11 protein-coding genes are annotated in these 11,755 nt (G+C 68.5%); 6 read left to right on the top strand and 5 right to left on the bottom strand.

Annotation, left to right across the window (positions count from 1 at the left end; genetic code table 11):
- The first annotated feature begins 14 nt into the window (after positions 1-14).
- Positions 15-404: a hypothetical protein gene (locus tag ACIPV5_RS13235; RefSeq protein WP_400341200.1), complete on the top strand. Its 390-nt coding sequence runs from the start codon at positions 15-17 to the stop codon at positions 402-404.
- A 5-nt stretch (positions 405-409) separates the two neighbouring features.
- On the opposite strand, the gene ACIPV5_RS13230 is transcribed toward ACIPV5_RS13235, so the two are convergent.
- The 3 genes from ACIPV5_RS13230 to ACIPV5_RS13220 are packed head-to-tail and all read right to left on the bottom strand — an operon-like array spanning position 410 to position 6,206.
- Positions 410-3,871: an error-prone DNA polymerase gene (locus ACIPV5_RS13230; protein ID WP_400341198.1), complete on the bottom strand. Its 3,462-nt coding sequence runs from the start codon at positions 3,869-3,871 to the stop codon at positions 410-412.
- Positions 3,871-5,412, bottom strand: coding sequence for a DNA polymerase Y family protein (locus ACIPV5_RS13225; protein WP_056278978.1), 1,542 nt, complete (start codon positions 5,410-5,412; stop codon positions 3,871-3,873). The genes ACIPV5_RS13230 and ACIPV5_RS13225 overlap by 1 nt, the downstream gene beginning before the upstream one ends.
- Positions 5,409-6,206: a hypothetical protein gene (locus ACIPV5_RS13220; protein ID WP_400341196.1), complete on the bottom strand. Its 798-nt coding sequence runs from the start codon at positions 6,204-6,206 to the stop codon at positions 5,409-5,411. Before ACIPV5_RS13220 ends, ACIPV5_RS13225 begins: the two co-directional genes overlap by 4 nt.
- A 132-nt stretch (positions 6,207-6,338) precedes the next feature.
- Here ACIPV5_RS13220 and ACIPV5_RS13215 point away from each other — a divergent pair, with 132 nt between their 5' ends.
- Genes ACIPV5_RS13215 through ACIPV5_RS13195 form a run of 5 tightly spaced genes read left to right on the top strand, consistent with a single transcriptional unit; the run spans position 6,339 to position 9,622 of the window.
- A complete protein-coding gene (locus ACIPV5_RS13215; protein ID WP_187249834.1) occupies positions 6,339-6,809 on the top strand; it encodes an A24 family peptidase in 471 nt (156 codons plus the stop codon).
- 38 nt (positions 6,810-6,847) lie between these two features.
- A complete protein-coding gene (locus ACIPV5_RS13210) occupies positions 6,848-7,060 on the top strand; it encodes a hypothetical protein (protein ID WP_042538484.1) in 213 nt (70 codons plus the stop codon).
- Positions 7,053-7,697: a CYTH domain-containing protein gene (locus ACIPV5_RS13205; RefSeq protein ID WP_400341194.1), complete on the top strand. Its 645-nt coding sequence runs from the start codon at positions 7,053-7,055 to the stop codon at positions 7,695-7,697. The genes ACIPV5_RS13210 and ACIPV5_RS13205 overlap by 8 nt, the downstream gene beginning before the upstream one ends.
- A gap of 54 nt (positions 7,698-7,751) precedes the next feature.
- Entirely contained in the window at positions 7,752-8,906 is a 1,155-nt protein-coding gene (locus ACIPV5_RS13200; protein ID WP_230100706.1) for a type III polyketide synthase, read from the top strand.
- Positions 8,903-9,622, top strand: a complete 720-nt coding sequence (locus ACIPV5_RS13195) for a methyltransferase domain-containing protein (protein WP_320488778.1) — start codon at positions 8,903-8,905, stop codon at positions 9,620-9,622. Before ACIPV5_RS13200 ends, ACIPV5_RS13195 begins: the two co-directional genes overlap by 4 nt.
- Before the next feature lie 56 nt (positions 9,623-9,678).
- On the opposite strand, the gene lpdA is transcribed toward ACIPV5_RS13195, so the two are convergent.
- Together lpdA and ACIPV5_RS13185 are read right to left on the bottom strand one after the other, a co-directional pair.
- Positions 9,679-11,076: a dihydrolipoyl dehydrogenase gene (lpdA, locus tag ACIPV5_RS13190; RefSeq protein WP_053096802.1), complete on the bottom strand. Its 1,398-nt coding sequence runs from the start codon at positions 11,074-11,076 to the stop codon at positions 9,679-9,681.
- Between the two features lie 9 nt (positions 11,077-11,085).
- On the bottom strand, positions 11,086-11,745 hold the full coding sequence (locus ACIPV5_RS13185) for a copper resistance protein CopC (protein ID WP_400341191.1): 660 nt from the start codon (positions 11,743-11,745) through the stop codon (positions 11,086-11,088).
- Positions 11,746-11,755 lie beyond the last annotated feature (10 nt).

The following is an 11,755-nucleotide window of genomic DNA, read 5'->3' as shown; positions in this document are numbered from 1 at the left end:
CATAGAGTGGGTTCATGGACAGAAAGCTCGTGCTGAACGCGCACCTCGCCATCGCCCACGGGCACCGCGTCGAGGTGACGGAGCGCATCGACGAGCTGACCGGAGAGTCGCTGATCCTGTCGGTCAGAGACCTCGACACGGGCATCCGGTATCGCCGCGTCGAAGAGCCGCGGGGTGAGTTGCTCCGGTGGCTCGGCCGTGTCGTCGACTGCACCGTGACCATCGGCGGCCACTCCTCGCAGACGACTCTCACCGTCGACGCCGACAGAGACGGATCAGGGGCGACGAGCGCCAGGGCTGCTCTGAACGGGGCGGATGCGGCGGTCGACGCCGCGAAGGCTGAAGCCGATCGCTGGGGCGGCGGAGACCGCGTCCCCGAGCCCGAGCCCGAACGCTTCTGGTGAGCCGCTCACCGGAAGTCCCTCGAACGATGCGTCACCCCCGTTCGGAGATCTTCGAACGCGTCGGCGAGGACGTTCACGACGCCCTCCGCTGAACGCTCGAGGATGCCGCGGATGATCAGCGCAGGAGAATCGCGCGCCACCCGGTGGTAACGACCCCACACCCCAGTGGAGCAGATGACGTTGACGAGACCGGTCTCATCCTCGAGGTTGAGGAAGGTGACACCGGCTGCGGTCGCCGGACGTTGACGGTGGGTCACAAGACCGGCGACCTCGATGCGTCGCCCCGTCTCGTGGCTCTGCAGATCTGCTGAGGTGAGCACGCCCCGTTCGCGCAGGAGCCCGCGGAAATGCGCCATCGGATGGTCGTCGGTCGAGACGCCGGTCGCCCAGAGATCTGCGGAGAGCCGCTCATAGCTGGACTGATCGCTGAACAGCGGCGGTTGCACGGCGATCGTCGTGCCGGGAAGGAACCGGGATCGGTCTTCAGCGGCTGCCCCGGACAGCCAGATCGCCTCTCTGCGCTGGAGGCCGAGGCACTCGAACGCGCCGGCGGTCGCCAGGGACTCCAGCTGCGCAGCGGTGGCATCCGTGCGCCTCACCAGATCGTTCAGATCGCGGAAAGGTCCGGCTGCCTCGCGCTCGGCGACGATCTTCTCCGCCAGTTGAGTGCCGATGCCGCGCACACCGCTGAGACCCATGCGCACCGCATAGGCGCCATCTCGACGGTGTGCCGCCGACTCGTCCGGTGAGGAGCGATCGAAGCGCGGCACCCGGGGCTGCAGAGGGTCGCTGCAGGTGTCCCGCCCCGTCGGCATCCGCAGCGGTGAGCCCTCGAGGGGTTCGAGAGTCTCGGTGGCCCCCGAGGCGTGCAGATCGGGTCGACGCACCTCGACCCCGTGTCGTCGTGCATCCGCGGTGAGTGTCGACGCGGAGTAGAAGCCCATCGGCTGCGACCGGAGGAGCCCCGCGAGGAACGCCGCGGGATAGTGCAGCTTGAGCCAGGAGCTCGCATAGACCAGGAGCGCGAAGGACAACGAGTGGGACTCTGCGAATCCGAAGTTCGCGAAGGCCTGGATCTGCGCGTAGATGCGATCCGACTGCTCGGCGGAGAGTCCGCGCCTGGTCATCCCCGCGTAGAGCTTGTCTCGCACCTTGTCGATCTTCTCGAGCCCGCGCTTGGACCCCATCGCGCGTCTGAGCAGATCGGCCTCGTCGGCGGTGCAGTCGCCGATGGCCGTCGCCATCTGGATCAGCTGCTCCTGGAAGATCGGGATGCCCAGTGTCCGCTCGAGGATCGGCTTGAGGTCATCGTGCGGATACGGGATCTCGAGCACCACGGGCTCTTCGCCACGGGCGGCTCTGGCGAGATTCTCCTCGTCGAGCGCATCCTTCGCCATCTTGCGGCGGACGAAGGGATGTACGGCCCCGCCCTGGATGGGCCCGGGGCGGATCAGCGCGATCTGGATGGCGAGGTCGTAGAAGGCCCGAGGCTGCAGGCGGGGGAGAAGGCCGATCTGCGCACGGGATTCGACCTGGAACACCCCGATCGAGTCGGCGCGGCAGAGCATGTCGTAGACGGCCGGCTCTTCTTTCGGAAGGGTCTCGAGCGTCCACCGCTCACCCGTGGCGTCGTGGATCAGGTCGAAGCAGTGCTGGAGCGCAGCCAGCATCCCGAGCCCGAGGAGATCGAACTTCACCAGCCCCATCCAGGCCGCGTCGTCTTTGTCCCACTGGATCACCGTGCGGTTCTCCATGCGTGCATGCTCGACGGGAACGACCTCGCCGACAGGGCGCGCGGTGAGCACCATGCCGCCGGAGTGGATGCCGAGATGCCGGGGAGCCTTCAGCAGTTCGCCCGCGTAGTCGAGCACGTTCGCCGGGATGTCGTGCTCGTCGGCCACCTCGAGTCCGGCGCTCCACCCATCGACCTGCCGGGACCAGGCATCCTGCTGTCCCGGAGAGTAGCCGAGAGCTCTCGCCATGTCGCGCACCGCGTTCTTCGGACGGTACTGGATGACGTTCGCCACCTGTGCCGCACGTTCGCGTCCGTACTCCCGGTACACCCACTGGATGATCTCCTCGCGGCGATCGGAGTCGAAATCGACATCGATGTCCGGTTCTTCCTGTCGGGTCGTCGCGAGGAAGCGCTCGAAGGGCAGACGGTAGAGGATCGGGTCGACGGCGGTGATGCCGAGCAGATAGCAGACGGCGCTCGCCGCGGCCGAGCCGCGCCCCTGGCACAGGATGCCGCGACGGCGCGCCTCGGCGACGATGCCGTGCACGATGAGGAAGTAGCCGGGGAAATCCTTCTCCTCGATCACATCGAGCTCGCGTCCGATCCTGCGACGGCCGTCGGCATCCAGGCGCGGATACTTCGTCGGCACGGCCTCCCACACCAGGTGGCGCAGCCAGCTCATCGGCGTGTGTCCGTCAGGGACCTCCTGCTTCGGGAGGGCAGGTCGTGCACGGCGGAGGGAGAAGGCCGACGCTGCGGCGAGTTCGAGGCCGTAGGAGATCGCGCCGGGGTGGCGCCGGAAGCGCGCTGCCATCTCCGCGCCGCTGCGCAGATGCGCTCCTCCGTGAGTCGGAAGCCACCCGTCGAGCTCGTCCATGCTGCGCACGGCGCGCACGGCGGCGACCGCTTCGGCCAGTGATGCACGCCCGGGCGCTGCATAGTGCACATTGTTCGTCGCCACCACCGGCAGTCGCATCCGTCTGGCGAGATCGGCGAGAGCGTCGTTGCGTCGTGTGTCCAGCGGGTCGCCGTGGTCAAAGAGCTCGACGGCGACGTGATCCTGGCCGAACAGATCCACCAGTTGGCGCAGCGGCGTCTGAGCATCTCCCGCCTCTAGGCCACGGCGGACCCCGCCCTTCCGGCATCCGGTGAGGATCGTCCAGTGCCCGTCTGAGGCGGCTGCCAGCTCCTCGAGGTCGTAGACGGGGCGCCCCTTCTCGCCACCGCGCAGGTGGGCGACCGTCATCGCGCCGGAGAGACGGTGGTAGCCCTCCAGCCCGTCGGCGAGCACCAGCAGATGGTCGCCGACGGGATCGGGGGCGCCCCGCTGCGGTGCGTCGAGGCCGAGCGAGAGCTCTGCGCCGAACACGGTCTGGACGCTCACATCCATCAGCTCTGCGACCTCGGCGAAGCGGGCAGCACCGTAGAAGCCGTCGTGGTCGGTGAGCGCCAGTGCAGTGAGTCCGAGACGCTCGGCCTCGGCGAGCAGGTCCTCCGGTGAGGAGGCGCCGTCGAGGAAGGAATAGGACGAATGCGCATGCAGCTCGGCGTACGGGACGGCGTCCTCTGGCCTGCTGACGGACGTCGGTGGGTTCCGTGTGCGCTTGGTGCTGACGGGGCCGGGGTCGGGTCGGCTGCCGGGTGGGATGCCTCCGGTCGGGTAGGGCGATTCCTCGCCGCTGAGAGTGCGCTCCAGCTCGTTCCAGGACAGGGGAGGGTTGTGCCAGCCCATCAGCGGTACCTCCCCTCAGCCCACCACCGGCCTCCGGTGCAGAAGACGAGCCAGGCCCGATCATGATCGTCGACGATCTGCAGGCGGTGCCCTCTCTTGCCGCCGGAGTCCTCCCATCGGCGTTCATGGATCGGCCACGGACCGGCCCACGCCTGAACGTCGTCGCCGTCGATGCGAGCGGGCGCCGCCGAGAGCGCACCCCGTTCGTCGACGAGGACTGTCTCGCCGTCAGGGGAGAGCACTCCGATGGGGCGAGGAGGGCGGAACACCTCGGCGGGGAGAGGGTCGGGAAGGCTCCCCGGCCAGGGCTGCGCTGGGTCTCTGGGGGCGACGGAGCGTTCGCCCCACGGAGTGAGCACCTGACGATCGGCGAGCCAGCGCCCGCCGGAGAGGGCAGCGGTGACGACGCCCTCGTGGCCGAGCATCGTCTGCACGCGCGAGATGGCGTGATGCAGGCGTTCATCAGTGCCGGACCCGAAGAGGCCGGGCTGGTGATGGGCGGCATCGTCGACCGCCACGGGGACGATCCGCACCAGAGAGATTCCGCCGAAGGCACGAGCCTCATCGACCGGCTCCTTCGCGGATTCGGCTCCCAGTGCTTCGAGCTGCCAGCGCACCCGGTCGACGAGATCAGCGGCATCGAAGCAGGTGGGATGCAGCCAGGGGCGCGAGAACACCTTGCCGTCGTCGTCGGTGAGGTCGATGCGGACCTCGGTGCACACCACCGAGGCCTCACCGAGGGCGAGCATGACCGCATCGGCCGTCTGCCGCACGGCGAAGGCCACCTGATCGGCTCCGGCGAGTGGCGAGTCGAACTCGATGGAGCGAACGAGCTCGGGGTCAGGAGGTCGTGCCACCACCGCGCGGGAATCGGCGCCGGCGGCGAGGGCGTGCAGACGCGCGCCGCGCTCGCCGAAGCGATCGCGCACCTCGATCTCGTCGAGGGCCGCGAAGTCGCCGAGCGTGCGCACACCGAGCCGGACGAGCAGACCGGTGAGCTGCTCGTCTCTCAGAACGTTCACCGGGAGTGGGGCGAGGAAGTCCTTCGCGAGGCCTGCAGGTACGACGGTGCACGGTGCGCTCCCTCGCGCGGCGAGCTCGGCGGTGAAGGGACCGTCGGCGATGCCCACGCGCACCTCGGGGAACCCGGCGTCGGTGAGGATGTCGATCAGGGCACGCCCCGCCTCGGCCTCGCCGTCGTGATAGCGCGCGATGCCCCGTGCCCGCACCGCCGCCAGCCCTGGACGCAGCAGTGCCGCACCGGGCGCGTGCTTCTCGATGAGCTGCAGCACGGGGAGGAACGCTCTCTCGTCGCGGGCGGGGTCGTGGGGCATCACGCGCAGTGACGAGATATGGCCCTGAGCGACGCGGCGACGTTGGCCGGCGCGCACGCCGTGCTCCCTCGCCGATGCGGTGCACGCCACGACGGTGTTCGCATGCACCAGAGCGGTCGGCGGATGAGGCGGTGGGCCGCCGAGAGCTGCTCTCAGCGGCCAATCGGGAAGCCACAGGACGAGGACGCGAAGTGGAGCGGCGGTCATCCGGCCACCGCCAGACGCGGGTACTCGAGCGGAGCGGCCTCGCCGCCGCGCAGGCCGGTCGGCCCTGTGATCTCGGCCATGGTCTCGGTGGCGACGTGCTCCGCCGGCAGCTCTTCCACTGCGCCGTGGGAGCCGGGAAGACGCACGCGTACGCTCGACGTCAGCGGACTGTGCCTCGTCCGCGCCGACACCGTCGCCGTGGAGCCTTCGATGAGCCCCCACCCCTCGCCGATGCCGAGCCAGTGCTGGTCGTGCAGCCGGATGGACCCCTCGCTCTGCGGCCATGCGCCGGACTCCGCGGACTCGGTGACGAGCAGGGTGCTCCCGCGGTCTCGCAGTCGTGCGCTCAGTCGGGACACATCCGCATCGCGGGCCCTCCCTCCGGGCTGCACGGCGATCAGCGGAACCACCTCGGCGAGCGCAGAGGCCACGGCGAGCCAGCGGTCTCCTGGTTCGGGGACGAGGATCAGGCGAGGAAGCGCGATTCCGAACGCCGCTGCGGCTTCGACACCCAGTGTGGGCATGCCCACGACCGCGCACCAGTGGCCCTTGCCCGAGGCCGCGGCGAGCAGTGCGAGGACGAGACTGGGGGAGGGAGAGACGGTGTACGTCGCCCCCGTCTGCAGCCCCTCTTCAGGGAGCAGCGAGGAGAAGGCCGGATCGAGAGGGAGAAGCGGGTGCTCGCTGCGTCTGCGCTGCATGCGGCTGATCTCCCGGCGCAGCCGAAGAACCTCTCCGGCGCGGGAGTCGCCAGCCGGAGAGAGCGCGGTCACCGCATCGAGCCCTATCCCCATGAATCCATCCTCGAAGATATGTACTAATAAAGCAACTGGAGTAGATGACGATAGTTCGAACCTCCGACATCGCGGCGTGACGTTATCCACACGCGGTCATCGCCGCCGTCCGAGTTCTCCTAACCTGCGGGCATGGATCTCCGTACTGTGGCCGTCGTGACCGTTCATCTGGCCCTGTTCGCGATCGCCTGCCGACTCGTCGCCGTCGACATCCGCACGCATCGGCTGCCGAACCGGATCGTGCTCCCCACCCTCGCGGCGCTCATCGTGCTCGGAGTCGTCGACGCCATCACGGTCGGCCAGAGTGCCCCGTTGATCAGGGCCGTATCCGGGTTGCTGATCCTCGGCGGCTTCTACGCGACGCTCCGTCTGCTCAGCCGGGACGGCATGGGCGGAGGCGATGTCAAGCTCGCCGCCGTCATCGGTCTGGTCCTCGGATGGCACAGCTGGCAGGCGCTCGCCGTGGGAGCAGCATCCGCCTTCGTGCTCGGCGCCGTGTTCTCCCTCTCGCTGATGATGCTCCGCAGGGCGGACGGCTCCACGCGGATCGCCTTCGGACCGTGGATGATCATCGGCGCGCTCCTCGGCATCCTGATGGAGTGAGGCGCCGTGCAGGGTGCCGTCGGCGATAGGGTGAGGACATGGCACTCGCACGACTTCACGGCGGCCCGCTCGACGGGCAGATCATTCCTCTCGGCGACGCGGACGACAAGCTGATCGTCCCCTACAGCGAGACCCAGGTGGTGTACAACCGGCGCGGTGACGCGCAGAACACCGGCGACACCGACGGTCCCACCGAGATCGACTACTGGTACGACGAATCCCTCGAGGACATCAGCCCGTCGGATGACTGAGCACCCCAGCGAGTCGCCGTCTGGCTCCGAGCCCTCCAGGGTCCTCGAGGTCGAGCGCAAGTACGACGTCGATGACTCCACGCCCCTTCCGGTGTGGGTGGGGATCCCCGGAGTGGATGCCGTGTCGTCCGGAGAGGTGCGCGAGCTCGACGCTCGCTACTTCGACACCGTCGATGCTCGGCTCTCCCGTGCAGGGGTAGCCCTTCGTCGCCGCACCGGCGGCCCCGATGCCGGATGGCACATCAAGGGACCGCGAGAAGGTGACGGTCGCCTCGAGATCGGCTGGCCCCTGGGCGAAGACGACAGCATCCCGGATGCCGTGACCGAGACCATCTCGCGATGGGCGACGGCGCCGCTCACACCCCTCGCGCGGATCGAGAACACCCGCACGGCGTACCTGCTCACCGGGACGGCCGGAGTCGTCGCCGAGTTCGTCGATGACCGCGTTCGCGCGACCGATCTCCGACACGACGTGCAGCGGGAATGGCGGGAGTGGGAGTTCGAGCTCGGCCCCGCCGCGCCTGCCGATGCGGCGGGGCGAGCAGCCCTTTTCGACGCCGTGGAGCGGGTCGTCTCCGATGCCGGGGGTCGCGACGCGTCATCCGGCTCGAAGCTCGCGCGTGCTCTGGGTTTCTGACGCCCGATGCAAGCCCCTTCCGTGCTGGCGCGCGGTCATGCTTGAGTGACAGACATGACCCGCGCTGCCGTGCTCCGCTCATTGCGGACGATCGTTCCCGACACCGTCATCGAGCAGCACGAGGTGCGCGACATCTTCGCCTCGCAGCCCGATGTCGGACGCCTCGCCCAGCGGATCATCGGCGCGTCGTTCAACGGCTCGGGCATCGACACCCGCCACACCGTCATCCGAGAGCTCTCGCCCGCGGCCGGCACGGACGACAAGATGTTCTTCGACCGTGAGACGGGCCGCCTGCAGTCGCCGGGCACCGCAGCCCGCAACGACCTCTATACGCGCGAGGCGTCGCGTCTCTTCGTGGAGGTGGCGCGCAGCGCCTTGGATGCAGACCCCGACATCGTCGCCGCAGACGTTACGCACGTCATCACCGCATCCTGCACGGGCTTCCACGCGCCGGGCCCCGAGTACGAGATCGTGCGCGGGCTGGGGCTGTCCGACAGCGTGCAGCGCTATCACCTCGGATTCATGGGTTGCTACGCCTCGCTGCCGGCGCTCCGTGCGGCGAGCCAGTTCTGCGCAGCCGACCCCACGGCCGTGGTGCTCGTGGTCAGCGTCGAGCTGTGCACCGTGCACCTTCGCTCGTCGGAGGACCCGGATCTCATCGTCGCCAACTCGCTCTTCGCCGACGGGGCGGCTGCCGGCATCGTCACCGCACGCGACCTCGCCACTCCTGTTCCTGCGGTGCGTCTCGACGGCTTCCACACGGCGATAGCCGCGGAGGGCGAGAAGGACATGGCCTGGACCATCGGCGACCACGGCTTCGAGATGATCCTGTCGACGAAGGTGCCGCAGATCATCGGGGAGACCATCATCGGCGCGATCCGTCCGCTGTACGCGCGTGAGGGCGAGCTCGCAGCCGCGTTCGACGAGGGGCGCGTGGGGGAGCGGGTGGAGCACTGGGCCATCCACCCCGGTGGACGTAGCATCCTCGACCGCGTGCAGGAGCGACTGAATCTCAGCGACGATCAGCTCTTCCCGGCTCGGGAGACGCTGCGCGAGAACGGCAACATGTCGAGCGCCACTGTGCTCTTCGTCATCAAGCGGATCCTCGACGACGGCGCGGGGGACGGGTCGCGCGTCGCCGCGATGGCCTTCGGCCCTGGGCTGACCGCCGAGAGCGCACTGATGACGGTCACCACCGGCATCTCGTGAGACACGACCTCTCGACACGCGCCACCGAGGCGCGCGAGCTCATGGACGACCCGCACGCGGACATCGGGATGCTGGAGCGCACCTACCGGCGCTTCCGTCTCGTGAACGCGCTCGTCTCCCGACCTCGACTGCTCTATCGCCAGGACATCCTGCCGCGCGCCCGCCGCGGCCCGATCCGCATCCTCGACATCGGCGCGGGTGGCGGAGACGTATGCCGGATGATCGCGGCGCGAGCGCGGCGAGCTGGTCTCGAGGTGGAGATCACGGCGCTGGACGCCGACGAGCGGGCGATCCGCTGGGCGGCGGAGCACGATGGAGGGGCCGGCATCGCATATCGCTGCGCCTTCTCGTCAGACCTCGTGGAGGAGGGCGAGCAGTTCGACGTGGTCTTCTCGAATCACGTGCTGCACCACCTCACCGGGGCGCAGCTCTACGGCCTGCTGCGCGACTCCGAGGCGCTCGTCGGCAGCGGCGGTGTCGTGGTGCACCGCGACATCGCCCGCACTCGACTGGCCTACGTGTTGTACGACGTCGCGACGTGGGTCCTCGCGGGCACGCTGTTCCGGGGCTCGTTCATCCGAGAGGACGGCCTCATCAGCATCCGTCGCTCGTACACGAGGGGAGAACTCGCCGCACTCGTGCCGTCCGGGTGGACCGTGCACTTCGGACTCCCCTCCCGGCTGGAGCTGCGCAGGCGAGCCGACGCGGTCTCATGACGCACGAAGGCCCGGCCACGCGTGAGCGTGCCGGGCCTTCGAGTCGATCGCGGTGATCAGAAGTTGATCATGTGACCTGCGAGGCCGTGGAAGCCCTCCTGCAGCGCCTCCGAGAGCGTCGGGTGCGTGTGCACGTTGCGAGCCAGCTCGAGGGCCGTGAGGTCCCACTTCTGGGCCAGCGTCAGCTCGGGCAGGAGCTCCGACACGTCGGGGCCGATCATGTGGGCGCCGATGAGCTCGAGGTGCTCGGCGTCGGCGATCAGCTTGACGAATCCGACGGGCTCGCCGAGTCCGTGCGCCTTGCCGTTGGCCATGAACGGGAACGTCGCGACCTTGATCTCGCGTCCCTCGTCCTTCGCCTGCTGCTCGGTAAGACCGAACGAGGCGACCTGCGGCGAGCAGAACGTCGCGCGCGGCATCATGCGGTAGTCGCCCAGCGTCTGGGTCTCCGCGCCGCCGATGGTCTCTGCGGCCACGACGCCTTGCGCCTCGGCCACATGGGCGAGCTGCAGCTTGGCGGTGACATCGCCGATCGCGTAGATGCCCTCGACGTTCGTGCGCATGTGGTCGTCGATGTCGATCGCGCCGCGCTCGGTGAGCTTCACGCCGGTGGCCTCGAGACCGAAGCCCTCGATGTTGGGGGCGAAGCCGACCGACATGAGCACCTTGTCGGCCTCGATCGAGCTCTGCTGACCGTCCTTGCCGGTGTAGGAGACGGTGACGGACGAGCCGTTGTCCACGACGGACTCGACCTTGGTGGAGGTCAGGATGTCGACGCCGTAGTTCTTGTACTGCTTGGCGATCTCCTTCGACACGTCGGCATCCTCGTTGGGGAGGGCACGGTCGAGGAACTCGATGATGGTGACCTTGACGCCGTAGTTCGTCATCACATACGCGAACTCCATGCCGATGGCGCCGGCGCCCACGATGACGATGGACTTCGGCAGCTCGCGCGAGAGGATCTGCTCTTCGTACGTCACGACGTTGTCGCTGAGCTGGACGCCCGGAAGAAGTCGGACCTTCGAGCCCGTGGCGATGATCGCGTTGTCGAAGGTGACCTCTTCGGTCGAGCCGTCGGACTTCGCGACCGAGATCGCCTTCGGGCCCGTGAAGGTGCCGCGACCGTCGTACTCGGTCACCTTGTTCTTCTTCATCAGGAAGTGGATGCCCTTGACGCGACCGTCGGCGACGACGCGGCTGCGGTCGAACGCCTTGCCGTAGTCGATCGTGAACTCACCCGAGATGCCGAAGAAGTCGGCCTTGTGGTTGAGCGTGTGCGCGAGCTCCGCGTTCTTCAGAAGAGCCTTGGAGGGGATGCAGCCCACGTTGAGGCACACACCGCCCCAGTACTTCTCTTCGATGATGGCGGTGGACAGACCGAGCTGCGCGCTGCGAACCGCAGCGACGTATCCGCCAGGACCTGCACCGAGGATGACGACATCGTAATGTGGCATGCCTTAAGCCTATCGCTCCGAGGAGAGGTCGGAATCGGCGGATGCCGGGTCGCGACGACCGCGGACGACGAGCCAGACGACGATGCCGACGATCACGAGGACGCCGACGATCGAGAGCACCCAGACCATCGTCATCGGCGCCGCTGAGTCGTCGCTCTCGGGGGCCGGGGTGGCGTCCGTCCCGGGGCCCGCGGTCGCAGCCGGCTCGGGTGCTGCGGTGGCACTGGCAGTGGGCTCGGAGCTGGGCTCCGAGGTGGGCGCGGCCTCCGTGCTGTTCGTGACCGTGAAGTCGAACTCTCCCGAGGTCGGATGGCCGTCGCTCGACACGACCTTCCAGATCACGTGATAGCCGCCGGCTGGGGCCTCGGCGGCGAGCGGCTGAGTGACGATCGCCCCCTCGACCGTGGCGGTTCCGTCGGTGACCGAGTTGCCGGACGGATCCGTCACGACGACCTCGGTCGCGCCGGTCTCGTCGATGAGCTTCGCGCTGAAGGTGAGCGTCAATGCGGTGGGAAGCGTGTCGACCGTGCTGTCGGCCTCGGGGGAGGAGGCGAGCAGGCTGTCGTGGGCCGAGGCGGAGAGAGGTGCGAACAGCACGAGGAATGCGGTCAGGAGGGCGGCCGCAAGGGCGATCGGAGCTGCGGGGAGGCGACGGGCTGTGGTTTTCACGTGATCAGCC

Source organism: Microbacterium sp. NPDC090014 (assembly GCF_044748285.1).
Lineage (GTDB): Bacteria > Actinomycetota > Actinomycetes > Actinomycetales > Microbacteriaceae > Microbacterium.
This window is presented reverse-complemented; position numbering and strand designations above follow the sequence as displayed.